The sequence below is a fragment of the Rothia mucilaginosa genome, from assembly GCF_019334805.1.
Classification (GTDB): Bacteria; Actinomycetota; Actinomycetes; order Actinomycetales; family Micrococcaceae; genus Rothia; species Rothia mucilaginosa_C.
The window spans coordinates 1,016,788-1,040,787 of the sequence record NZ_CP079822.1 but is presented as its reverse complement, the minus strand read 5'-3'; the positions used below and the strand labels follow the sequence as shown (position 1 = coordinate 1,040,787).

Genomic DNA, 24,000 nt, shown 5'->3' with positions numbered 1-24,000 from the left:
CCGGGACTTTAAGCCCCGGAGCCTGCCGGTTCCGGGTGCCCCTCCCACCCCCTACATGGGGTGGGAGGGGGCAGGAGGCGGGAGGGGACCCGAACTGTTCGCTAACGGTTCACTACCGTCTAGCGGCCGGTCTGGTTAGCAACCTTCTCGGTGTAGCGGTAGATGAACGCCGCCATTGCGTCGCGGGCAATGGGAGTCACCGGGCGGTAGGTTCCGTCCGGCCAGCCGGTGCTGATGCCCTTCGAAGCCAGCCACGTGATTTCACGGTAGAACTGGTTATCGGTGGAAACATCGCTGAAGTGGCTGGTTGCGGGCAGGTCCACGTGCGGGGAACCCGCTGCACGGTAGAAGAACGCAGCCATGGCGTCACGGTTCACCGGTGCGGAGGGGCGGAACGTGCCGTCCGAGTAGCCGGTGGTGATGCCCTGAGCCTTCATCCACTCAATCTCCTTGTAGAAGGGGTGCGTGGTGGGCACGTCCTTGAAGCTCGGAGTGGAGGGGGCAGTGAACTGCGGGGAACCCTGCATGCGGTAGAAGAACGCCGCCATTGCGCCACGTTCCACGGACTCCAGCGGGCGGTAGGTGCCGTCCGGGTAGCCGGTGGTGATGCGACGCTGAGCCAGCCAAGAAATTTCGGTGTAGAACTGGTCGCCGCTCTTCACATCGGTGAAGCGGGACGGAGTAATGTACTCGGTCTGCTGCTCCTTGATGCTCAGCACCTCGGCGCGGTTGCCCTTGGCGCCGTTGGTGCCGGAGAGGTCGCCGGTACCGTTGTGCAGGTGCAGCAGCAGCGCCTTGGCGGGTGCGCCGGATTCACCGAGCGCGGGGATCGCGTCAGCGGAGCGGTGCGCCATCAGGGTGGTGGTGGAGGCATCCGGGTGCAGGCCAGCCACGGCGGAGGAGTCGCCGCTGAACCACAGCTTGGGGCTGAAGGGGCGGTACTTGATCCAGCCGGTTTCGCTGACGTTACCCCACTCGTACTGGGTGGTTGCGCTAACTCGGTACTGGATGTCCGGGTTGTTTGCACTGGTCAGGCCCAGGTCCTTGAGGGGTGCACCCATGATGAGGGTGTTGGTGTCCATCATGTTGGTGTCCACATCACCCCAGGCGCCGTTGAGCGGGTAGTAGGCGAGCTCAACGAGGTTGCCGTTCTTGTAGCCGTAGAGGCGAACCAGCGGGTAGTCCAGGCCCTTAGCTCGGTCGGTGACCAGCTTGTAGTCGGCACGGTTGTTACCGTCGGTGTCGATTTCTACGGTGAAGGTGTTCTCGTAGGAGACAACATCCCAGTTCGCCCAGGTGGAGATACCGAAGCGCAGGGTGCCGTCATCGGCGTTGCCGCCGGCAGCCTTCAGCGTGGGCGCATCCGAGGAAGCACCAACGTACTGCAGGTTCGCCTTAACGTTGCTGTTCAGCGACAGCGAGGTGGGAGCCACACGGTCCACGCTCGCACCGTACTCGAAAGCACCGAGCAGGGAGCGGTAGCCGCCCTGGTTGACCTCGGTGCCGCGCAGCGAAATCTGGGACTTGGTCCAGCCGGTGTCTGCCTTCTGTGCCTCGTCGCTAGAGGGCTTCTGGGTGAAGGTGACGGTGTCTTCGGCAGCGTGCATGGTGCTCACGGGCTTGGGTGCCACGTGGATGGGCAGGCGCAGTGCCTTGGTGCCGTCTTCAGTGAGGACGAGTCGGCCGGATGCGCTCGCAATGTACTGACGGTACTGTGGGGGTACAGTTTCGTTGCCGGTGTAGTAGTCAGTTGCGTTCTGGGTTACGTCCATTGCCGGGTCACGGGTCTTCTCCAGCTTGGCCGGGTCGATGCGCACGCTCAGTTCGAACTTCTTGGTCTCACCGGGTGCGAGGGTGACCGAGGAGGGGAAGGAATATTCCACACCGGGAATATTAGTGCTTTCAGCGTAGGACAGAGCGTAGGTGTGCGCCACAGAGTCGGTGTTCTCAACCGTCACCTCGCGGGTGAGGGTCTGAACGCCAGCATCCGGTGCGTACTCAAGCACGCCGAAGCTCAGGGACACGGTACCGCTCTTGTCAGCGTTGTAGACGAGGGACTTCGACTGCACGGCAGCGAGGGTGTCGACTCGTCCAGCACCCACGCGATCCACCGCGTATGCGGCACCGGATTCGGTGCGCACATCGTGGGTGGCGGTGTTCATGAGGGCGGACTTGACCTGTGCGGGGGTGTAGGTCGGGTGGCTCTGCATGACCAGGGCGGCGGAGCCGGTCACGTAGGGTGCCGCCATGGAGGTGCCGCTGAAGGTCACGGAGTTGTTACCGGTCGCCACCGCCGCGGAGGTGATGTACGAGCCGGGTGCCGCAATGTCGGGCTTGGTGTAGCCGTAGCTGCCGTGGAAGCCGCGGGCACTCATGGGGTTCAGCTGATCCAGCTTGTCGGTGTCCACGCGCAGGGAGGACTTCAGGTCGTTGCCGAGGCGCACGGTCAGGGGCTTGCCTGCCGCTTCTGCTGCGGTGATCTGTGCGCGCAGGTCCTTAGCGGCGGATGCTGCCAGGCGGAAACCGGGCAGGGTGTCGTTACCGGCAATACCCAGGCCGGGCTCTTCGTCATGGCCTGCAAGCAGTACGCCCTTGGCGCCTGCCGCCTCCAGGTTGTCGAAGCGCACCTTGGAGCCGCAGGTGAGGTCACCGTTAGCTTCAGCCCAGTCGATGAGCACCCACTTGCCCTTTACAGCTGCCGCTTCAGTAGCGCTGAGGGCGTTGCAGGCGTAGCGGTTGTTCTCGGAGATTGCGGTGACTTCACCGGTGAATTCCTTGCTACCTGCCTGTGCCCAGGGGTAGGAGACGCTGTAGTCGCCGCGTACCTTGCGGGTGGTGCCGGTGGCGGGGTCGGTCAGCTCTGCCGCATCGACGGCGCGGGTGGAGCCGTAGGCGTTAGCTACGGTGATTGCGCTGGCTGCGGTGGCGGGGTGACCGGAGTTGGAGTAGGTGTCGCCGCGCAGGCTGTAGTCGTTGGCGTTACCCGCGGAGATGACGGAGAGCACGCCGGCGCGGGTGAGTGCGTCAACGGCGTAGGCTTCGGGGTCGTCCTGCGGGGAGAATTCGCCACCGAGGGACATGTTGACCACGTTCGCGCGGTCGGAGAAGTCGCCGTCACCGTTGGGGTCGAGGGTGCGGTCGAGTGCCTCAATGACGACGTTGGTGCTGCCGCTGCAGCCGAAGACGCGGAAGGCGTAGATTTCAGCGTCGGGGGCGACACCGGGGCCGATCTTCATGGTCTTGAGCTGCTCTGCGGTGAGCTTGCTGTAGTCGCCGGTGAAGGTCGAGCCGTCGGCGTTCACGCCGTAGCCTGCCGCGGTGCCTGCCACGTGGGTGCCGTGGCCGCCGGTGGTGCAGTCGAGCGGGTTGCCGTCGGGGGTTGCGGTGTTGGTGCCGTCGTAGGCGTCACCAACGAGGTCGTAGCCGCCAGCAACCTTGGTGCGGTTGATGAGGCCGGAGTCTGCGGAGGGCAACTCGGTGAGCTTGGATGCCTTCTCGTAGTCTTCGAGCTTGCCGCTACCACCGAAGTCGGTGTGGGTGTAGTCGATGCCGGAGTCGATGACGGCGATCTTCACGCCCTTGCCGGTGTATCCGCCCGCGCCGGCGGGGTTGGTGGTGCCGGTCCAGGTGGCGAGGGAGCCTGCGTCAATAGCGGCGCCCGCGTTCTGGCGGTACTTGGGCAGGATGGGCGAGATTTTCTCTACGTCGGAGCGGTTGGCGAGTGCCTTGATGGACTCTGCGTCACCGCGCACTGCCACGCCGCGTACTGCGTTGTGGGTGGTGTAGAGGACCTGCGCGCCGGACTGGCTGCTGACCTGCTGTGCCTGGCTCTGCACCTGGGAGGCGATTGCCTGCACCTGTGAGCTGGTGTTGACGGGTGCCTGCACGCCGGCGCGTACGCCTGCGGGCTGGGTCTGTTCAAAGGCGCCCTTACCCTTGAAGCGGACGAAGGCGGTGACGGTGCCGCTGGCGTTCTTCATGCTTTCGCTGAGTACCTGCTTGACGGCGTCGGGGTCTTCCGCGGCGTGGGCGGTGGTGCCCAGGGCTGCGAGGGGGCTCAGTGCCATGCTGAGGGTGAGTAGCCCGCTGCCGATTCGGCGTCGATGCGACCGGCCGCGGGGGTTTGGGGAGGCGGTGTGTTTCACGGTGCTCCTTTGCTTGGCTCCCACAGTGTTGGGGGAGGCTTGTGTTTTTCTTGTGGGTTCCAGCTGAACCTGAACACACTAGATGTGAACTAGGATACACCCCAAAGTGGCTTGTGAAGCGTTTATTACTCCTAAATGCATCAAATTGTGGACATATTCGTCAGCACTGTCTTTCATGTGGTTCATTTGCATCCGATTCTGCGGTGCCAGCTCTGTCGGGGGCTTTTTCTCAGCTTTTATCAGGTAGGTTTCAAGGGACTGCCCAGCGCACACTGATACGGTGGTGCCACTAGCAGTATGTCTGGTAAGCGAAGGAGACGACCATGGCAGACCGACTCACTGAAAAGAAGGAAGCTGCAAAGAAGGATGAGGCGTACCAGCCCCTCTGGGACACCGACCAGTCCATCCCGGAATACATGACGCTACTCATGGACCAGCAGCCGTCGACAACAGAAGACGCCACGCTACACCAAGAATCCGGCAGCGAAGATGAAGAGCTAGAGCACCCCGACCCTAATTATGAATACGTCTACCCGGGTGCCCCTAAGCGCTACGACTCTGCGCGGGAGGACTCCGACGGCGCCGACGAACTAGACAGTGACGAGCTGAGCGCCGACGAACCGGAAGAGACTTCCAAAGAAGCTCACGAATCCCGCAAGGACGACGAGGCGAACCACCCGGTAGCGCTCGCCTCCACTGAGCCCGCACCCTCTCCTGGTGCGCAAACTGAGGTAATAGGGGCTGCCCACGCCTACGGCGAGTATGTTCGGTTGGAGTCCCTCGGCCTGAGCCCGGGCGCTATTCTGCCGGTCATCCCCGACCCGCTCTTCGGCACCCCCGACTCAAAACTCATCGAAATGCGCCTGCTCGACCGCTCCCAGGATGAGTCCGCACCCATGCAGGCGTGCGCTGCCCACCTGAACCCGGTCAAGAATGAGGAGAACCCCACCTCGCGGGCGGCAATGATCCAGCCGGTAGGCTACGTTCCCATCAATAATCCGTTGGCTGGCACCAACATTGAAGAGATCGAGAGTCAGCGCACCTTCTGGAAGACCGTGCTTATTGTCCTACTGATACTGAACCCGTTTGTGCTGGTTCCTTTGGTGAGCATGTTCGATGCTAGTGCCGCCATGTCGATGCTGTTCTTCTTCATCATTATCGGTCTGGGCTCATTTTTAGTGGTGCCGATCCTGTGGATTGTGGGTATTGTTCAGGCGGTGAAGCATAAGAACCGGCTGAGGGAACTCATCCAGAAAACAAAGACGACACATGCCGAGTTCTGGTACTACCTGGTGTACAACCGCCTGCCGGACGGCTACACAGGCGTCAATGGCTTCACGAAGGAAGAAGAGGATTCTTTCTCGGTGTACGAGTTTCTGAAAAAGCAAGAACACGCAAAGCTACACGAGGCCGCCGCACAGCGCGAGGCTGCCGCACTACATAAGCCCGCCGCGCATCCTGCGCTCGCTGATGAAGAGAAACAGGACTAACCTCGGCCAGCCCACACCGTATAACGACCTGCCCCTCCACGCACGTACCACCGCGTGGAGGGGCAGAGGCGTCTTTTTTGTGTCATATTCGGGTTTCTTCGTCTGTTGTCCGGCGAGGGTTAATATTCCATTTACCTTGCCTTGATAGGGTGAAACCATCACGAGCGTTGCGACCGAGCAGAGCGAGGCGGGCACCCTCCGAGAACGGTGAGTTAGCCTGCCGCCGCACCTCAAGATTAGCTGTATCCACTCATCGATAGATTAAGGAAAAGAAAGATGTCCCAGAACCCGAACCCTGAACAGTACAACCAGTACTCCCAGCAGGCACCCTCCTACTCGCAGGCGCCGGGTCAGCAGCCCAACGGTTACGTAGTCTCCTCCAAGGACGACCAGAACATGGCGATGCTCGCGCACCTGGCTTCTGCAATTCTGTCTCTGCTGTCCTTCGCATCCGCAAGTATTCTCGCGCCGCTGGTCATGTGGTTCATCTACAAGGACAAGCCCGGTTACGGTTTCACTAAGGAAGCATCCCGCCGCGCGTTCAACTTCAACTTCTCCCTGTGGGTCATCAGCATGGCTTCCTGGCTGCTGATTATTCTGACCTTCGGCATCCTGGGCATCATCCTGTGGGTTGTCCCGATGGTCGTGGCTATCCTAATGGTTATCTTCCACAGCCTCGCTGCTATGGCCGCAAACCGCGGTGAGCAGTACACCTACCCGATGACCTTCATCGAGATCATCAAGTAGTCTTCATCAGCTCATACCGGTAGCGCCCCCGTCCGAATATCGGATGGGGGCGTCGCCGTGCCCGGTGAAGCTCACCGGCACCGTATCCGGCACGCCTATCGCCCCGTCACACGGGACTTAAAGGGGCGGGCACGGTATCATTAGAAGAGGTATGCCTACCCGGATCATGAGGCGGTAGGTCGCCGCCGCGCCGTGAAATCCGGTGCGTATCTTCAAGGCTTTCAAGGAGCACAAAATGTCAGCTGTCGTGATTGTGGGCGCCCAGTGGGGCGATGAGGGTAAGGGTAAGGCAACCGACCTGCTCGGCCCCCGCGTAGACTACGTGGTCAAGCCCAACGGCGGTAACAACGCCGGTCACACCGTGGTGGTGAACGGCCAGAAGTTTGAGCTGAAGCTGCTGCCCGCGGGTATTCTGAGCGATAACGCCGTCCCCGTGATTGGTAACGGCGTGGTTGTTAACCCCGAGGCTCTTTTCGCTGAGATTGACGGCCTTGAGGCCCGCGGCGCTGACACCTCCCGCCTGAAGATTTCCGCTAACGCACACCTGGTCGCACCCTACCACCAGACCATGGACAAGGTGACCGAGCGTTTCCTCGGCAAGCGCGCTATCGGCACCACCGGCCGCGGTATCGGCCCGACCTACATGGATAAGGTTGGCCGCCTCGGCATCCGTGTTCAGGACATCCTGGACGAGTCGATCCTGCGTCAGAAGGTTGAAGGCGCACTGCGCCAGAAGAACGAACTGCTGGTGAAGGTCTACAACCGCCGCCACGTTGAGGTTGACGAGATCGTCGAGTACTTCATGTCTTACGCTGAGCGTCTGAAGCCGATGATTGTGGACACCACCCAGCTGCTGAACAAGGCACTGGACGAGGGTAAGACCCTGCTGATGGAGGGCGGCCAGGCAACCTTCCTGGACGTTGACCACGGCACCTACCCGTTCGTGACCTCCTCCAACCCGACTTCCGGCGGTGCGTGCGTCGGTTCGGGTGTGGGCCCGACCCGCATCTCCCGCGTAATCGGTATTCAGAAGGCGTACACCACCCGCGTGGGTGCTGGCCCCTTCCCGACCGAGCTGTTCGATGAGATGGGCGAGTTCCTGCGCACCACCGGCGGCGAGTTCGGCGTGAACACCGGCCGCCCGCGTCGTTGCGGCTGGTACGACGCCGTGCTGGCGCGTCAGGCTGTGCGCATCAACGGCTTCACCGACCTGTTCATCACCAAGCTGGACGTTCTGACCGGCCTGGATAAGATCCCGGTCTGCGTGGCTTACGACGTTGACGGTGTGCGCCACGACGAGATGCCGATGACTCAGACTGAATTCCACCACGCTAAGCCGATTTTCGAGTACTACGACGGCTGGACCGAGAACATTTCGGATGCGAAGAGCCTGGACGAGCTGCCCGAAAACGCCCGCAAGTACGTGCTGAAGCTGGAAGAGATTTCTGGCTGCCGTATCTCCGCGATTGGTGTGGGCCCGGACCGTGACCAGACCATTGTGGTTCGCGACCTCATCAACGAAGACTAAGCGCAATAGCTCAACACGTGAAAGCCCCCGGAGGGTGCCTTACAGGTGCCTTCCGCGGGCTTTTCGTATGCCGGGTGCATGCGCGGTGCACATGACCGGGCGGGGCGCGTGCCGTATGCTGGAAAGAGCGCCTTGCACACGTGGCGCCAAAGCGTTCAGAGGAGTACAACGATGACCTACATTACCGGAGCCATCTACCCCAGCGGAGACCGCATCCGCGTAGGCACACCCGAAGAAGAAACCCTCAACGCCTACCAGCAGCCCAACACCGCCGTAGCCATCGGATACGCCAACACCGGCATCCACGAACTGCACAGGCTACAAGAAACCTTCAACCTGCACGAACTCGCCATCGAAGACGCCGGACGAGGCCACCAGCGCGCCAAACTAGAACGATACGGCGACTCCCTCTTCACCGTCATCCGCCCCGCCATCTACCTCGACAAAGAAGAAGAAGTGCGTCTGAGCGAACTGCACCTCTTCACCGGCCCCCGCTACACCCTCGCACTCGTCCGCGACGAACAACGCAGTGACCGCAACATCAACGACCAGTTCAACCTACTCTACGCCACCCCCGACGCATCCCCCGCCCGACTGCTGCACCGCATCCTCGACAGCACCGTCGACGGGTACGCACCCGTGCTCGACGGACTCGAAAACGACAACGACGAAATCGAAGACATCCTCTTCTCTCCCAGCGAGCGGCAAGAGGCCAACTCGCTCGCCCAGCGCATCTACGAACTGCTCAACCAGGTCATCGACTTCCAGCGTGCCTGCCGACCCCTCGAATCCATGATCGGCCGAATCATCGAAGGCATACGCACCGGCGCACTCGACCCCTCACCCTACCCGGGCGTATCCGAAGAAGAAAAGAACGAAGAAGCGGTCGAGCTCGCCCGGCAATTCCGCAACGTGCTTGACCACGTGGTGCACACAAAAGAACGCCTCGAGGACCTTCGCAGCTCCCTAGAAAACGCCCTGCGAGTGCACGACACCCTGCTCGGCCAGCAGCAGAACGACGACACCAAGAAAATCTCCGCCTACGCGGCGCTGCTCATGGTGCCCACCATCGTTGGCTCCGTGTACGGTATGAACTTTGAGGTCATGCCCGAACTCAAATGGGAGTTCGGCTACCCCGCCGCGCTGCTACTCATGGTGGGTTCCTGCCTGCTTCTCTACTGGTTCTTCAAGAAGAACAAATGGCTCTGATATGCGCGTATGCCGTATAAGGCATACACGATATACCTTATGCGGCGCGGTCGTACTGGGCACGCATTGCGCGGCGGCAATCACGACGCTCACGCTTGAACTTCTTACACACGGCCTCCGAATCGGCAAACATGTAGAAGTCCTCCGGCTCAGCCGACAGACCCAAAGTCGACAGCTCAACCAGCGACAGCATCGCGTAGAACATCTCGCGGCGCAGCTCAAAATTGCAGGCACCCGGAGCGGACTCCACCGCAAACACGCCGCCGGTGCACTCCAGCGCGCGCATCGCCCAGTGCTGAGTCCACAGGTCACCATTGACCGGGCTCACGCCCAGACGAGTCAACGCCAGGCCGGTGCCCTGCACACGCTCAAAGCGCAGGCACATCTCCAGGTCCTTCTCCAGGGGGAACACGAACAGCAGAGCGTTCTGCGCCGCCGCACGCAGCTCAGCCAGGTTCGCCTCGTAACCGGAAGCGCCCTGAGTCAGGTGACGCATCACGCGGCCCATAGTCGAGGACGCCGGCGCGGTGCGGAAGCACGAACCGTCAGCCACCAGCTGCTCCAGAACGCCGCGGAGCTCATCCACGTTGAAACGCTCCATACGAACGATGGTGCCCGCCTGCATCAGCAGGTTGAACTCTGCATCACGGCACAGCTGCTCATCGGCGGTGCAGGAAATCTCTGCGTTTGCGTACTGGCTCTCGTGAGTGGTGTTGTCCATGACCGTTCCTTCCGTAGATGCTGAATCTCAACCTAGCGGCAACACCGCAGGAGACGGCGTGCCCGGTCGGAAGGATCGTCCCTTCCAACACCTACACTCTATGAGCGACCCCTGACACGATAAGCAGTTTTTAATCTACCCCGGGGTAAAACTGGGAAAATTCTGAAAAATTCTGAAACCACCCGTGAAATACAGAAAACCGGGCGCCCCCACAGTGGGGAACACCCGGTCACTCATACGGAATAAGACGGCGCAACTAGCGCTGACGGTACAGCAACCACAGCATGTACACGCCACCCAACGCGCCCGTCACCAGACCCACCGGAATCTGGAACGGCGCCAACGCACGAGCCGACACAAAATCAGCCAGCACCAAAATCCCCGAACCCAACAGCGCCGAATGCCACATCGCCGTACCCGGAGTGTTCCACAGGCGGCGCGCGATCTGCGGGGCAACCAGCGCCAAGAAACCAATCGGACCCGCAACAGAAATCGCCACAGCCACCAGAAGCACGGCAGCCGCCACCAGCAGGTTCACGGTCTTCTTCACCGGCAGGCCCAAACCCGCCGCCAAGTCATCGCCGAGCTCCAGGGTGCGCAGTCGGCGCGTCAACAACAGAACCAGTGGAATAGCCACCAGCAGCAGTACCGCCTGAACCGACATCTGGTTCCACGACAGAGCATTCAGCGAACCGTGCTGCCAGGTCTTCGCCGCCTCCGCCTTCTCCAAATCACCGCGCGTAATCAGGTAATCATTCACGGAACTGAGCATCGCACTCACCGCAATACCAATCAGCACCATCTTCTGACCCATCGTCGCGCCACCGCGCGCACCCGCCAGAAGCATCACCACAGCCGCCGTCGCAAAACCGCCAATAATAGCGCCCAAGCCCATACCCACACCGGTAGAACTCAACGACCCAATCAGCACCACCGACAGGGCACCGGTCGCCGAACCCACCGTGAAACCGATAATATCCGGCGAACCCAAAGCATTACGCGAAACCGACTGAAAAATAGCGCCCGACAAGCCCAAAGCCGCACCCACCACCACGGCGGCAAGCATACGCGGCAGACGCTGATTCAACACCAGCTGACGCTCAATCTCCGTGCCCTCACCCTGAAAAATCAGGCGAAACACCTGATCAGGGCTCATCTGATAACTACCAAACACCAGGGAGGCGGCCGCCGCCGCCACAAGCACCGCCACCACCAGCAGGGTACGCGGAATAGGGGTGCGGTAACGCCCAGGGATACGCACAGACCCGGCAACAGCAGACCCGGCTACAGAACGAGACACAACGCTCACAATAAAACCTCTCAGAAACCGGGGCCTACAAACCAGATACGCCAGATGAGCTAGACGAACCAGTCGAACCAGACGAACCACCCACAACAGGGCGGTGAGCACGATGCGGACCGTGCTCCGACACGTTAGGCGGGCCCGCCTCGTCGTGCGCCTGCGCCTTCTCACCCATGCGGCCCTTCTTCGCACCGCGCGCACCCGTACTCAACCGCAGCACCAGAACCATCAGCACTGGGGCACCAATAAAGGCGGTCACAATACCCACCTCAAGCTCACTCGGCATCACCAGAACGCGACCCAGAATATCGGAGGCAAGTACCAACACCGGGCCGTACACCAGCGACAGCGGCAGCACGCGCGCAATGTCGGAACCCACCAGCAGACGCACCACATGCGGCACGACCAGGCCCACAAAACCAATCGGGCCCGCAATCGCAGTCGCCGCACCACACAGCGCCATGATCGCAATAATCGTCGCGCCACGCACCATTGTCACCGGTACACCCAGGCCAGCTGCCGCATCCTCGCCGAGTGCCAGGGCACGCAGAGGACCGATCAGCATGAAAGAGAGCACCAAACCCAATGCCACAAAGGGCAGCGCAGACAGCACCTGCTCAAAGGTGCGGTTCTCCAGCGAACCCACCACCCAGAAACGGTGCGAATCAAAAGCCTTCGAATTAAACATTGTGATAATGCCGGTAATCGTGCCCAGGCAGGCGTTCACCGCCACACCCGTCAGCACCAGACGCGCCGTCGAATCCAGGTTCGGTTTAGAATCCACCAGGCCCATGACGAACACCAGCGCCGCCGCCAGACCCGAACCCAGTAGAGCCAGCCACAGCTGAACGAACGGGGACGACACCCCAAAAACGCCCACACCGACCACCACGGAGGCGGCGGCACCCGAGTTCACACCCAGCAGACCCGGCTCAGCCAGCGGGTTACGGCTCAACGCCTGCATGAGCACACCCGACACCGCCAACGCGGCACCCACCAGCAACGCCGCGGCGGTACGCGGGGCACGCTTCGCCCAAATCAGCTTCGACTCGATGGTGTTCGCCTCCGGGTGGAGGAAACCGTCAATCGAGCGGTCCAGGGTGAACAGGCGCGAACCCACCGTAAACGACAGGGCGCAAAGCAGCACTAGCAGAACGCCGCCAATAATGAGCGCAACCGCCAGACGCGAGATAGACTTGCCACCCTGACCGCCAGAGGAGGCGCCAGATACGGCGTCCGAAGAAGCGGAGAGGGCACGAATTTTCGCCAGGGAGGCAGCGCTGACGGTGGGTCCGGAAGAGGGGGAGGTCTGTGGTGTCATAGGCTTTGGAGGTGGTGGGGGAGCGGTGTGCTCCCGTGCGGACGGAGGATGCTTAACGTATCAATAGATAAGTATTAAGTATCGCATATGCATATATGAGGTTATCCTAATAATATGGCAAATATGACGAACAAGATCACCCGCCGCTCCTTCGGCGCACTCGCACTCGGTTCCTTCAGTGCCCTCGCCCTGGCGGCTTGCGGCTCCTCCAACACTTCCGGCTCTTCCTCCTCCGCGTCTGCTTCTGCGACCGGTAAGAAGGTGGCACCCTCCGCCCTGCCCTCCGGCATGGGCACCACCACCGTTGACGGCGAATTCCCCCGCACCGTCAAGCACTTCCGCGGTGAAACCACCATCAAATCCGCACCCTCCAAGGTCGTGATTCTCTCCACCGGTCAGCTCGACGGCGTGCTCTCCCTGGGCGTCGTGCCGGTCGGCGCAGCAACCGCCGGTGACGCCGACCTGGTCCCCACCTACCTGAAGACTAAGTTCTCCGATAAGTCCGCAGAGCTCGACAAGATTGCTAAGGTCGGCAAGCGCACCGACCCCGACCTGGAAGCCATCGCAAACCTCAAACCCGACCTGATCCTCATCAACAACACCAACAAGAAGGATGAGGTGTACGAGTCCCTCGCCAAGATCGCCCCGACCGTGGTCACCGAGGGCACCGGCATCAACTGGAAGCAGGACTTCCTGCTGATTGCCGCTGCGCTGGGCACCACCGAGAAGGCTGAGAAGCTCATGGAGGAGTACAACACCAAGGCAAAGTCGGTCGGCCAGAAGGCCGGCACCGAGAAGACCTTCTCCTTCCTGTACGCTTCCGCTGACCGCACCCGCATCTTCGCGAAGTCCTCGTTCGTGGGCTCCATCTGCGTGGATGCATCCCTGGCACGCCCCGCGGCTGCGCAGGTTGAGAAGACCTCCGTGGACCTGAGCGCCGAGCAGCTCGACCAGGCTGACGCAGACTACCTGTTCTACGGCGTGCAGGGTGGCGACGAGTCCAAGCTGACCAAGGAAGCCCTGTGGAGCACCCTCAAGGCTGTCACCGAGAAGCACGCACACAGCGTGGATCCCGACATGTTCTTCCTGAACGCTGGCCCGGCTGCTGCGCTCGGTGTTCTGGAGACCATCGAGAAGGCGCTCTAAGCCTTTCTCGTCTCGTGTAGAGATTCGTTTTCGCTGGAAGCCCCGCATCTGTATCTTTCACGTCCTGCGCGTGAGGGTGAGGAGGCGGGGCTTTCTGCACGCTCTGCACCAGCGTTTCTGCCTGCCGGATGCACTCGTGACCGAAACCGGTGCGCGCCTGCCCGAAATAGGGTCTAATGGGGGTAGAAGGCGCCGCGGTACCGTTGCCTCGCGCCTTCACACCGAACCTTTCACACCGATTAATTCACCGACGAAACGAGCACATCATGCCGATGAATAACCCCTCCGAAGAGACCCTGGCGCAGGCACGCCGCGTCATCGACGCGCTCAACGAGCGTGGCGCGCGTAAGCAGGCGATTCGCCTGAAGGTCAGCAGCCCGGACGCGCCGCTGCCGCAGACCGCATCCAAGTTTGGCGGCCGCCCGTACCTGCCCGCGGGCGAGTCTGCACCGACTAATGAGAAGGGTGAGCCGCTGGGCATGATTGCGCAGATTAACTGCGCCGACCTGCCCGAAAACGACATCTACCCGGCGACCGGCATGCTGCAGTTCTGGATCGACCCGAACGACGAAGAGTGCATGTGGGGTTACGACTACGAGAACCCGCTCTCGCAGAAGAACCACCGCGTTATCTACTACGAGACGCTGGGCGAGCCGAACCCGGATGCGCCGTACCCGACCGTGAACTGGGATGACTACGGTTGGCCCTTCGGACGTGACGGTAAGGGCACCGCCGAGGAGGTTGTCGAGTACGCGCTCGCCTTCGAGACCTGGGAGCAGGGCTTCCTGGATGGCGGCTTCGAAATCTACGACCAGTTCGCTGACGCCTGGGACGAGATGTACCCGGACCAGAAGCTGCCCGAGGAACCGAACGCACGCGGTGACGCCTCCTACAACCTGCTGGAGCCCTTCGAATCGGAGGAGAGGGATTACTCGCATATCGGCGGCTACCCCTCGTTCGTGCAGGAGGACCCGCGCGATGAGTTCGAGGAGCTGCGCGGCCACACGGTGAACCTGCTGACCATTGAGTCGGAGTGGGGTGAGGACGCCGAGGAGGGCGTGTACGTGATGTGGGGTGACGCTGGTGCGGCGAACTGGCTCATTACCCCGGAGGCGCTTGCCGCCCGCGACTTCTCACAGGTCGTCTTTGAATGGGCCTGCGGCTAAACGTGGTTTTGGCTGAATAGTCGAAGGGGGAGGGAAATAGAGAATAACCGCTCTATTTCCCTCCCCTTTTTTGTGTACCTTTTATCGGGCACGTCTAAGCAGCGCGATACTTACGGTTCTTACTACGCGGCGGAGCCGTAGGAACAATCAGCTTCGCCTCCACAAGACGGCGCAGATCATTCGTAATGGAGGTACGTGAAGCACCCCGACCCCAATGCTCTTGGATATACGCCGTGGAAACAGCCTCGCCCTGTGCACGCAGGCCGCGCACAATACCAGCCTGGCGTTCGCTGAGGCCGTCAAGCGACGCATCGGCGCCTGCCGGTTCGACGGTGTCGGCTGAATGTTTGCCCGCGGCATGGGTTGCTTGCTGAGTCTTATCCTCATGCGCGGTCTTCTGTTCCGTAGAAGACGCATCCTGCGGGGGCTGTATCAGAGTGACCTGCACATAGAGTAGACGGTCAGCAAACTGGGGAGCGGGCAGACCCGCATCCTTCAGCGCGCGCAGAACCGTGGGAATACCGGAAGCCCTATTCTCTGCAATCAAACGCCCCGTACCCGGATCGGGCAGATCAGTCAGAATGCTTGCCAAGTAGCTGTTGCGGGTTGAAGAAACACCGGGCTGACCGAAATCTCGGATAGTCACAGCACCGTAGATACCGCCCGGGCTACGCACCACCAGGCGGTTGGTGTAGAGCTCAACCTGCACCTGCGAGCCGCGCGCACCCGGCGAGTAGTCGCGGTGCATGAGGGCGTTGACCAGGAGCTCGCGGATAGCCTCCAGCGGATACTCGTAGCGCTCAACCCGCCCGATACCGCTGCTGTTGAGGCCCTCCATCGTGGACGTTTTGCGCATATTGCGAACTAAAACGCCCATAGCTTCATCCAACATGGAGGGGATAGGGCCGGTACAGCTGTGATTGTCCAGGAAGCGTCGACCGTCCTCAGTAACCTCACCAAGCTCTTCACCGGGAAGAACAACAACGCTCATCATCAGCTGCGGGAAGAACGCCTGCGGGTATGAGCCCATGGCGAGAAGCGCTCCAAGAGTGGGTACTTCTCGGCCCTCAGAATCGATGCGTAGAATGCGTGCCTGCAGAAGAACCTCACGGTCAGAAAGCGCCGCAAAAACACGAGGCTGCTCCTCGCGCAGGCGAGCGACATAGGCACTCACAAGGGTGGGGGAGAGGTCTTTGAAGCTTGCCTCACTAATCAGCTCCTCGTCATAACGGGGCTGACTGCGGTTCTCTAGGAGACGGTCAATCTCGTACTTGGTGAGGCGAATATCGGCCTCGCCGACGCGCTGGTAGGAGCCGTTATACATGCCGTGTGCTTCGATGTAGTAGGGCTTCTGCGTCGGGTCGCCGGGGAGCACATCGATGCGCACGATACGGTGTTGCTCGTCTGCCGCCTCAATCTGAATATCTACCGGGGGTCGAGGCGTGATCTTGGAACGGATTGCCTCAACGGATGCGTCGTGGACTGCCTGTGCGTTGAAACCTTCAACTGGCTGTAGACCTTCTGCCGGGTCGGTGAGGCCAAGAAGAATGGTGCCACCGTCTCCATTGGCGAAGGCACTAACGGTTTCAAGAACGGACTTGGGGAACCCGCCAGCTGCAGCTTTGACTTCTACTCGCCCGTTTTCAGCCTGGCTACGGCGTAGGTTTTTGATGAGTTCGGCGGTGTTTGTTTCCATGCATGCTCCCGATGGCTACTTCTTGGTGAACGTCATAGCAACGTCATAACAACATCATAACAATTTCTGTCATGATGTTGTTATGATCCTGCGATGATGTTGTTATGATGCGATATTTTTGGTGTGCATTGAATTTTGAAAACCCCGGAATTACAGGATAAAACCGGGTATTTCTATCGGCACTGATTGGGCGCGCATCATAACAGTCGTCATAACAACTTCTGCTATGACGGTTGTTATGACGGCTGATATGATACCCCGTCATAATCCGCAATAAACGACATATAGGTACCCGCACTTGGTGCGCCCCGCCGCCGGTGGCACAGTATAAAGTCGAGCCACTATCGACTCCCCGCACACAGGCGGGCAGATACACAGGAGCAAACCAATGGCTGAACACACTTTCGGCTTCCGCACCCGCGCACTACACGCGGGCGGCACCCCCGACGCCGAGCACGGTGCCCGCGCGGTCCCTATCTACCAGACTTCCTCATTCGTCTTCAAAGACGCTGACGACGCCGCGAACCTCTTCTCCCTGCAGAAGTACGGCAACATCTACTCGCGCCTGTCCAACCCCACCGTCGCCGCGCTGGAGGAGCGCATCGCCTCCCTCGAAGGCGGCATCGGCGCGGTAGCGACCGCCTCCGGCATGGCTGCCGAGTTCATCACCTTCGCGGCTCTGTGCCAGCAGGGCGACCACATTGTTGCTTCTTCGCAGCTGTACGGCGGCACCGTCACCCAGCTGGACGTGTCCCTGCGCCGCTTCGGCATTGAAACCACCTTCGTGCCCGGCACCGACCCCGCCGACTACAAGGCGGCACTGACCGAGAACACCAAGGCAATCTACACCGAGATCGTGGCGAACCCCTCCGGTGAGGTTGCCGACCTGGAAGGCCTCGCAGAGGTCGCCCACGAGGCGGGCATCCCCCTGGTCGTGGACGCAACCCTGTCCACCCCCTACCTGATCCGCCCCATCGAGCACGGCGCGGACATCGTCATTCACTCGGTCACCAAGTTCCTGGGCGGTCACGGCACCACCCTCGGCGGTATCGTCGTCGAGTCCGGTCGTTTCAACTGGGGTAACGGCAACTTCCCGTCCATGACCGAGCCGGTTCCCTCCTACAATGGCGTGTCCTGGTGGGGTAACTTCGGTGAGTTCGGTTTCCTGACTAAGCTGCGTTCTGAGCAGCTGCGTGACTTCGGTCCGTCGCTGAGCCCGCAGTCCGCGTTCAACCTGCTGCAGGGTGTTGAGACCCTGCCGCAGCGTATGGATGCGCACCTGGCGAACGCTAAGCAGGTTGTAAATTGGCTGGTTGAGGATCAGCGTATCGCCTACGTGAACTACGCTGGCCTGCCCGACCACCCGCACCACGAGCGTGCGAAGAAGCTGCTGCCGCTGGGTGTCGGTTCCGTGTTCTCCTTCGGTGTGAAGGGCACCGAGAAGGCGTCCGGCCGCTTGGTCGGTGGCGAGTTCATCGGTGCCCTGCAGCTGGCAAGCCACCTGGCGAACATCGGTGACGCCCGCACCCTGGTGCTGCACCCGGGTTCGACCACGCACCAGCAGCTGACCGCTGAGCAGCTGGCCGCTGGCGGTGTTGGCGAGGACCTGATCCGCATTTCGGTGGGTCTGGAAGACGTTGAAGACATCATTTGGGACCTGGACCAGGCGCTGACCTACGCGACCGGTCTGAACCACGCCGGTGAGCGTGTGGGCGAGTCCAGCGCAGACAAGATTGTGGAGGCTGAGGAGGCGGTTGCCGCCGCTAAGGCCGCCGAGGACGCTGCCGCCGCTGAGGCTGCTGCTGGCGCATCCTGCTCCCTGCCTACTACCACTCAGGAGGAAAAGTAATGACTGAGAAGCGTACCTGGGTGGGTCCTTCCGCCCCTGAGCGTCTGAACATTCTGCGTAACACCCGCACGATCGCGATTGTGGGTATGAGCGATAAGATTTCGCGTGCTTCGTACTTCGTGGCGACGTACCTGCAGTCGGCTTCGCCGTACAAGCTGTACTTTGTGAACCCGATTCTGGCTGCGAAGGGCAAGCTTGTGCTGGGTCAGCCGGTGTACCCGTCGCTGCAGGACCTGCCGGAGGTCCCGGATCTGGTGGAGATTTTCCGCCGTAATGAGGACCTGCCGGGCGTGGTTCAGGAGGCTGTGGATCTGGGTGCGAAGACCGTGTGGATGCAGCTGGGCTCCTGGAATGAGGAGGCTGCCGCGATTGGTGAGGCTGCCGGCCTGAACGTGGTGATGGATAAGTGCGTGAAGATTGAGCACGCGCGTTTCCACGGTGGCCTGCACCTGGCTGGTTTCAACACGGGCGTGATTTCTTCGAAGCGTCAGGTGCTGTCGAAGTAAGCAGCCTGTGCTGTTGAGCCGCTGCGGCTTGTAATTACAAAAAATTAGGCGCTTGTGAGCGTTTGAACTTGTGAGTGTTTGAAAGAGGGGGGCGTACCCGGGGTGATTCCCGGGTGCGCCCCTCTTATGTGCCCGATGTGTCGGGGGAGGGAGGCTTCTCTGCAAGCGGTATCGCCCCTTGTGGGGGAGCGGTTCAGCTTGAAGGTAAACCTACCCTTACGCTTTCGCGCCGTAAGCCGGTATCCTAGATGGAAGCCCGGGGGCCGGTACTCAGCACACACGTGTACCGACCGCCGGGCCTTTTCACATCGAAAGCAGGTACCGCGCCGCGCCTCATTGAACGTCCCGCGGCGCGAGAATTATGACGAAATATATTGTCATGAATACGACATATAACGGCAAATTTCAGTCATAAAAAGTCACTCGGTCATATACCCGAATAAACTAGCCAGTATCCTCGGCGAAGCCTAAGCTGGCAGTGTATTTATCCCCCGCATTTTATGCCCAACCTTAGCCGAGGACAGCATGACCGGATTCACGACGAAGGCAATTCACACCACGGACCGCGACAACCCGTACGGCTCCATCCTGCCTCCGATCTACACGACCACCACCTACGCCCAGCCCTGTGACGGCACCGAAGGCCCCTACGACTACCAGCGCGGCGGCAACCCCACCCGCGCGGCCCTCGAAACCACGCTTGCAACCCTCGAAGGCGCCAAGCACGCCTTCGCCTACCCCTCCGGAATGGGCGCCACCGCAGCCGCCCTCGGAATCCTCAAGGAAGGTGAGACCCTGCTGCTGGGTATGCCCTCCTACGGCGGTACTTACCGCTTCGCGACCATCGAGTTGCCCGCCCGCGGTGTCAAGACCCGCTTCATCGGCGACTTCACGGCCCTCACCGACGAGGACTTCGCAGATAATGTGACCATGGTGTTCCTGGAGAGCCCCTCCAACCCGCTACTGCGCGTGAGCGACATCGCCGCCATCGCCGAAATCGCCCACCGCAACGGCGCAATCGTGGTCGTCGACAACACCTTCATGACCCCGCTGCTGCAGAAGCCCCTCGACCTGGGCGCGGACATCAGCGTGCAGTCCGCCACCAAGTACCTGGGCGGCCACGCCGACCTACTCGGAGGTGTCGCCGCAACCAACGATGACGCGCTCGCCGAGCGCCTCTGGCACCTGCAGATGATCACCGGCGCAATGCTTTCGCCCACCGACTCCTACCGCCTGCTGCAGGAGGTCAAGACCCTCAAGCTGCGCCTGACCCAGCAGCAGAAGAACACCATCGAGGTCATCAACTACCTGGAGGCGCACCCCGCCGTGAAGCGCGTGCTCTACGCGGGTTCGCACAGCGAGTACGAGGCGCAGGTGCACGCCCGCCAGGCGAACGGCCTGGGCGCGCTCATCTCCATGGAGCTGGTGGACGGCGCCGATCTGCCCGCCTTCCTCGAAGCCCTGAAGATTTTCAGCCACGCGGTGAGCCTGGGCGGCATCGAGTCGCTCGTGGTTCGCCCCGCGCTCATGGTGCAGGCCGCCTACACGCAGGCGCACCGCGACGAATACGGCGTGAGCGACAACCTCATCCGCCTGGCCATCGGCATCGAGGAGATTGAGGACATTATCGAGGATTTGGAGCGCGGCCTGACCGCAGCCCTGGCGCATCAGGCATAGTCCCTGAACATGAGGCACCGCACGACCGTATCGCGTGATTCGAGGTGCCCTAAATACGCGGTGTAATGTCACCCATAATAATTACTCAAAATACCCGGATTAATATATTTCTTTCACCGTAAAAGAATGTTTTAATGCGGGTATTTTGTGCGCCCCCAACGCATTTTTATATGACGTTGCGTGAACATATTAACCCCCGTGAAGTTTAGTTAGAACGGCATAAAAAATGCGGGTAGGGTAAATCCCGGATACACGACGAATACCAGCTACACCCGCGTTCGGGGTAGCCCGAACGGAAGAGAACCACCATGAGCCAGCAGAACCAGCTCGAACCGACCGGTTTCACGACCCGCACCATCCACGCCGTGCACGATGCCCGCTACGATGCGTCCGTGCCGCCGGTCTACCTGGCGAGCACCTTCGGTACCGCCGGCGAGGACACCACCTACATGTACCAGCGTGGCGCAAACCCCACCCGCGATAACCTGCAGGCGACCCTCGCCGCCCTCGAGGGTGCGGAGCACGCCTACGCGTACCCCTCCGGCATGGCGGCAACCGCGGCGGCTCTTGGCGTTCTGGAGGCGGGCGACACCCTGCTGCTGGGCATGCCGACCTACGGCGGCACCTACCGCTTCGCGACCACCGAGCTGACTAAACGCGCTGTGAAGACCCGCTTCATCAGCGACTTCACGACCCTGAGCGATGAGGACTTCACCCCGGACGTGAAGGTCGTCTTCCTTGAGACCCCCACGAACCCTACCTTGCAGGTCACCGACATTGCAGCCATTGCGGAGCTGGCGCACCGCCACGGGGTGTTGCTCATCGTAGATAACACCTTTATGACTCCGTACCTGCAGCGCCCCCTGGAGCTTGGCGCGGACATCACCGTGCAGTCGGCCACTAAGTTCCTTGCCGGTCATGCGGATCTACTCGCCGGCGTTGCGGCCACGAACGACCCCGACCTGGCCATTCTGCTGCACCGCGGTCAGCTCGTCAGCGGCGCGCTGTTGCCCCCGATTGACTCCTACCGCCTGCTGCAGGACGTGAAAACCCTGGCTCTGCGCCTGGAGCGCCAGCAGCAGAATGCCCGCGAGCTCATCGAGTTCCTCTCCGAGCGTCCCGAGGTCGAGAAGATTTTCTACGCCGGCAACTCCTCCGAGGAACAGGCGGAGGTGCAGTCCCGCCAGGCCCGCGGCATCGGCTCCGTCTTTTCGCTGCTGCTCAAGGACGGCGGCGACGCGCAGGCCTTTGCCCGCGCCCTGCCCATTTTCGTGAACGCCGTGAGCCTGGGCGGTATCGAATCGCTCGTGAGCCTGCCCGCGCACACCACGCACGGCGCCTACGCCCAGGAGCACCGCGACGAGTTCGGCGTGGATGACCGCCTCGTGCGCCTGGCAATCGGCATTGAGGATGTTCAGGACCTCATCGCGGCCCTGGAGATTGGCCTGAAGGCCGCCTTCGCCGGCTAGGTTCGTGCCGCCGGTCCATACCGCAGATTTCAACTTTTGCACCACACATCAACGTAGATTAAGGAACCAAGAATGACCGTTCTCAACACCTCCACCGTGCTGAACCGACGCTCCCTGCTGCTGGGCGCTGCCCTTGCCGGAACCACCGGCCTGCTCGCCGCCTGCTCCGGTGGAAACGGCTCCAGCGCAGGCTCCGCACAGAGCTCCTCCAACCTGCTGGAGTCCATCAAGTCCGCGGGCAAAATCCGCATCGGCGTGGAGGGTACCTACCGCCCCTACACCTACCACGACGCCTCCGGTAAGCTCGCCGGCTTCGAGTACGACATCGCCGAGACCCTCGCCAAGGACCTGGGCGTGACCGCCGAGTACATCGAAACCCCCTGGGACTCGCTTATCGCCGGCGTGGACGCGGGCCGCTACGACATCGTGCTCAACAACGTGGCACCCACCGAGGAGCGCAAGAAGAAGTACGACTTCTCCGTGCCCTACGCACACTCCCGTGCCCGCGTGGGTGTGAAGAAAGACTCGAGCCTGAAGAACGCCTCCGAGATTTCCGGCCACAGCGCCGCCCAGAGTGCCACCAGCAACTACCGCAAGCTCGTGGAAGAACGCGGCGCCACCATCATCGAGGTCACCGGCTTCGACGAGGCCATCGAGCAGGTGCTCACCGGCCGCGCCGAGCTGACCGCCAACGACTCCGTCTCGTTCGCCGAGTACTTCAAGGAGCACCCGGACGCCAACCTGCGCCTGCTGGAGGGTGAGGTCGGCCCCGGCACCAACGTCGCCGTTCTGCTGCCCAAGAACCAGACCGCACTGAAGGATGCGATTGACGCCTCCATCAAGAAGCACCTGGGCAACGGCGACTTCAAGGCCATCTTCGAGAAGCACGTGGGCGAGGACCTGAGCCCCGCCTCCTAAGCTTCTCGGAACAGCCTTCTTGGAGGCTCGGAAAAGCCTAGCTTTCCAGGACTTCCGACGCTGCGTCGTGGTTGATGTCTCAGCCGCTTTTCCCATATTGATGAGAGAATATGACGGAATATTATGTTGAATTCTCTCGGGTTGGGAATAGCTGTAGGATAGCCAGCGTTGCACCCGCAGAGAGAGGCACACCGCATGATGCCCCCGGGTTACCGCAGGGTGACAACCCGCAACTAGAAGAGCATCAACCACCACACGAAAGAAGAACAACATGTCCGCAATGATTAACCGCCGCACCGTCCTCGCAGGCACCGCCTTCACCGGCCTGGCTGCACTGCTCGCAGCGTGCGGTTCGTCCAGCAGCAGCACCGCACCCAGCACTAACAAGCTGGAGGCTATCAAGTCTGCTGGCAAGATTCGTGTGGGCCTGGAGGGTACCTACCGCCCCTTCTCCTTCCACGAGTCCAACGGCACCCTGGTCGGCTTCGAGAAGGAAATCGCCGACCTGATTGCCAAGGACCTGGGCGTGACCGCCGAGTTCGTCGAGACCCCCTGGGATTCGCTGATTGCCGGTGTGGACGCTGACCGCTACGACATTGTCATTAACAACGTCTCCGCAACCGATGAGCGTAAGCAGAAGTACGACTTCTCCGTACCCTACCTGTACTCCGAGCCGAAGGTTGCTGTGAAGAAGGATTCTTCCCTGCAGAACGTGAGCGAGATTTCCGGCCACTCCTCGGCGCAGTCTGAGACTTCGAACTTCCGCAAGATGGTGGAGGCGAAGGGCGCCTCGATCGTGGTTGTTTCCGGTTTCGATGAGGCTATCGAGCAGGTCCTCTCGGGCCGTGCAGAGATGACCGCGAACGACTCCGTGTCCTTCGCTGAGTACTTCAAGGAGCACCCGGACGCTAACCTGCGCCTGCTCTCCGGTGACCTGGGTACCGGCAGCAACTCCTCCATCCTGATGGCTAAGGGCCAGGACGCCCTGCGCAACGCTATCGACGAGTCGCTGAGGAAGCACCTGCAGAACGGTGACATCAAGGCGATTTACGAGAAGTACGTGGGCGAAGACCTCTCCCCGAAGAACTAATACTTTCTATAAGGAGCTG

The 24,000-nt window shown here is 61.2% G+C and carries 17 protein-coding genes; 12 read left to right on the top strand and 5 right to left on the bottom strand.

Translation table 11 applies throughout. The features are described 5' to 3' along the window. Positions 1–119 precede the first annotated feature (119 nt). Positions 120–4,067, bottom strand: a complete 3,948-nt coding sequence (locus LPB405_RS04035) for a S8 family serine peptidase (protein WP_219102046.1) — start codon at positions 4,065–4,067, stop codon at positions 120–122. Positions 4,068–4,468: 401 nt separating this feature from the next. On the opposite strand from LPB405_RS04035, the gene LPB405_RS04030 reads away from it, so the two are divergent. The 4 genes from LPB405_RS04030 (at position 4,469) to LPB405_RS04015 (ending at position 9,119) form a co-directional block, all read left to right on the top strand. Then, positions 4,469–5,635, top strand: coding sequence for a pyruvate ferredoxin oxidoreductase (locus LPB405_RS04030; RefSeq protein WP_219101975.1), 1,167 nt, complete (start codon positions 4,469–4,471; stop codon positions 5,633–5,635). Between the two features lie 276 nt (positions 5,636–5,911). Continuing rightward, complete coding sequence (locus tag LPB405_RS04025) at positions 5,912–6,382, top strand: DUF4870 domain-containing protein (RefSeq protein ID WP_070634515.1); 471 nt, start codon at positions 5,912–5,914, stop codon at positions 6,380–6,382. Positions 6,383–6,617: 235 nt separating this feature from the next. Then, on the top strand, positions 6,618–7,910 hold the full coding sequence (locus LPB405_RS04020) for an adenylosuccinate synthase (RefSeq protein WP_012904286.1): 1,293 nt from the start codon (positions 6,618–6,620) through the stop codon (positions 7,908–7,910). A gap of 171 nt (positions 7,911–8,081) precedes the next feature. After that, complete coding sequence (locus tag LPB405_RS04015; RefSeq protein WP_219101974.1) at positions 8,082–9,119, top strand: magnesium and cobalt transport protein CorA; 1,038 nt, start codon at positions 8,082–8,084, stop codon at positions 9,117–9,119. Between the two features lie 37 nt (positions 9,120–9,156). Here LPB405_RS04015 and LPB405_RS04010 read toward each other — a convergent pair whose 3' ends face one another. The 3 genes from LPB405_RS04010 to LPB405_RS04000 all read right to left on the bottom strand — a co-directional run bounded on the left by LPB405_RS04010 (position 9,157) and on the right by LPB405_RS04000 (position 12,464). Then, a complete protein-coding gene (locus tag LPB405_RS04010) occupies positions 9,157–9,840 on the bottom strand; it encodes an integrase (protein ID WP_219101973.1) in 684 nt (227 codons plus the stop codon). Positions 9,841–10,096: 256 nt separating this feature from the next. After that, a complete protein-coding gene (locus LPB405_RS04005; RefSeq protein WP_219101972.1) occupies positions 10,097–11,149 on the bottom strand; it encodes a FecCD family ABC transporter permease in 1,053 nt (350 codons plus the stop codon). A gap of 25 nt (positions 11,150–11,174) precedes the next feature. After that, positions 11,175–12,464: a FecCD family ABC transporter permease gene (locus LPB405_RS04000; protein WP_219101971.1), complete on the bottom strand. Its 1,290-nt coding sequence runs from the start codon at positions 12,462–12,464 to the stop codon at positions 11,175–11,177. 123 nt (positions 12,465–12,587) lie between these two features. On the opposite strand from LPB405_RS04000, the gene LPB405_RS03995 reads away from it, so the two are divergent. Together LPB405_RS03995 and LPB405_RS03990 are read left to right on the top strand one after the other, a co-directional pair. Next, positions 12,588–13,610, top strand: coding sequence for an ABC transporter substrate-binding protein (locus LPB405_RS03995; RefSeq protein WP_065423936.1), 1,023 nt, complete (start codon positions 12,588–12,590; stop codon positions 13,608–13,610). Positions 13,611–13,876: 266 nt separating this feature from the next. After that, positions 13,877–14,776, top strand: coding sequence for a YwqG family protein (locus LPB405_RS03990; protein WP_219101970.1), 900 nt, complete (start codon positions 13,877–13,879; stop codon positions 14,774–14,776). Positions 14,777–14,870: 94 nt separating this feature from the next. Here the strand turns inward: LPB405_RS03990 and LPB405_RS03985 are convergent, their stop codons facing one another. Then, positions 14,871–16,472, bottom strand: a complete 1,602-nt coding sequence (locus LPB405_RS03985; RefSeq protein WP_219101969.1) for an ATP-binding protein — start codon at positions 16,470–16,472, stop codon at positions 14,871–14,873. A 388-nt stretch (positions 16,473–16,860) separates the two neighbouring features. Here LPB405_RS03985 and LPB405_RS03980 point away from each other — a divergent pair, with 388 nt between their 5' ends. From LPB405_RS03980 to LPB405_RS03955, 6 genes are all read left to right on the top strand, one after another. Then, complete coding sequence (locus LPB405_RS03980; protein WP_219101968.1) at positions 16,861–18,321, top strand: O-acetylhomoserine aminocarboxypropyltransferase/cysteine synthase family protein; 1,461 nt, start codon at positions 16,861–16,863, stop codon at positions 18,319–18,321. Next, positions 18,321–18,827, top strand: coding sequence for a CoA-binding protein (locus LPB405_RS03975; protein ID WP_012904274.1), 507 nt, complete (start codon positions 18,321–18,323; stop codon positions 18,825–18,827). The genes LPB405_RS03980 and LPB405_RS03975 overlap by 1 nt, the downstream gene beginning before the upstream one ends. A gap of 525 nt (positions 18,828–19,352) precedes the next feature. Further along, positions 19,353–20,504, top strand: coding sequence for a trans-sulfuration enzyme family protein (locus LPB405_RS03970; protein WP_049333904.1), 1,152 nt, complete (start codon positions 19,353–19,355; stop codon positions 20,502–20,504). A 308-nt stretch (positions 20,505–20,812) separates the two neighbouring features. Then, a complete protein-coding gene (locus LPB405_RS03965) occupies positions 20,813–21,973 on the top strand; it encodes a trans-sulfuration enzyme family protein (RefSeq protein WP_219101967.1) in 1,161 nt (386 codons plus the stop codon). Between the two features lie 72 nt (positions 21,974–22,045). After that, positions 22,046–22,891, top strand: a complete 846-nt coding sequence (locus LPB405_RS03960) for a transporter substrate-binding domain-containing protein (protein ID WP_219101966.1) — start codon at positions 22,046–22,048, stop codon at positions 22,889–22,891. A 271-nt stretch (positions 22,892–23,162) separates the two neighbouring features. Further along, positions 23,163–23,981 (top strand): transporter substrate-binding domain-containing protein, encoded by an 819-nt coding sequence (locus LPB405_RS03955; protein ID WP_219101965.1) that lies wholly within the window; start codon positions 23,163–23,165, stop codon positions 23,979–23,981. Positions 23,982–24,000: the final 19 nt, after the last annotated feature.

Excerpts from the sequence above, each read along its gene's own strand:
- LPB405_RS04010 (WP_219101973.1), bottom strand. The coding sequence starts at position 9,840 with ATGGACAACACCACTCACGAGAGCCAGTACGCAAACGCAGAGATTTCC.
- LPB405_RS04025 (WP_070634515.1), top strand. The coding sequence starts at position 5,912 with ATGTCCCAGAACCCGAACCCTGAACAGTACAACCAGTACTCCCAGCAG.
- LPB405_RS03960 (WP_219101966.1), top strand. The coding sequence starts at position 22,046 with ATGACCGTTCTCAACACCTCCACCGTGCTGAACCGACGCTCCCTGCTG.
- LPB405_RS03965 (WP_219101967.1), top strand. The coding sequence starts at position 20,813 with ATGAGCCAGCAGAACCAGCTCGAACCGACCGGTTTCACGACCCGCACC.
- LPB405_RS03985 (WP_219101969.1), bottom strand. The coding sequence starts at position 16,472 with ATGGAAACAAACACCGCCGAACTCATCAAAAACCTACGCCGTAGCCAG.
- LPB405_RS03990 (WP_219101970.1), top strand. The coding sequence starts at position 13,877 with ATGCCGATGAATAACCCCTCCGAAGAGACCCTGGCGCAGGCACGCCGC.
- LPB405_RS03995 (WP_065423936.1), top strand. The coding sequence starts at position 12,588 with ATGACGAACAAGATCACCCGCCGCTCCTTCGGCGCACTCGCACTCGGT.
- LPB405_RS04030 (WP_219101975.1), top strand. The coding sequence starts at position 4,469 with ATGGCAGACCGACTCACTGAAAAGAAGGAAGCTGCAAAGAAGGATGAG.
- LPB405_RS03980 (WP_219101968.1), top strand. The coding sequence starts at position 16,861 with ATGGCTGAACACACTTTCGGCTTCCGCACCCGCGCACTACACGCGGGC.
- LPB405_RS03975 (WP_012904274.1), top strand. The coding sequence starts at position 18,321 with ATGACTGAGAAGCGTACCTGGGTGGGTCCTTCCGCCCCTGAGCGTCTG.
- LPB405_RS03970 (WP_049333904.1), top strand. The coding sequence starts at position 19,353 with ATGACCGGATTCACGACGAAGGCAATTCACACCACGGACCGCGACAAC.
- LPB405_RS03955 (WP_219101965.1), top strand. The coding sequence starts at position 23,163 with ATGTCCGCAATGATTAACCGCCGCACCGTCCTCGCAGGCACCGCCTTC.
- LPB405_RS04020 (WP_012904286.1), top strand. The coding sequence starts at position 6,618 with ATGTCAGCTGTCGTGATTGTGGGCGCCCAGTGGGGCGATGAGGGTAAG.
- LPB405_RS04015 (WP_219101974.1), top strand. The coding sequence starts at position 8,082 with ATGACCTACATTACCGGAGCCATCTACCCCAGCGGAGACCGCATCCGC.
- LPB405_RS04035 (WP_219102046.1), bottom strand. The coding sequence starts at position 4,067 with ATGGCACTGAGCCCCCTCGCAGCCCTGGGCACCACCGCCCACGCCGCG.
- LPB405_RS04000 (WP_219101971.1), bottom strand. The coding sequence starts at position 12,464 with ATGACACCACAGACCTCCCCCTCTTCCGGACCCACCGTCAGCGCTGCC.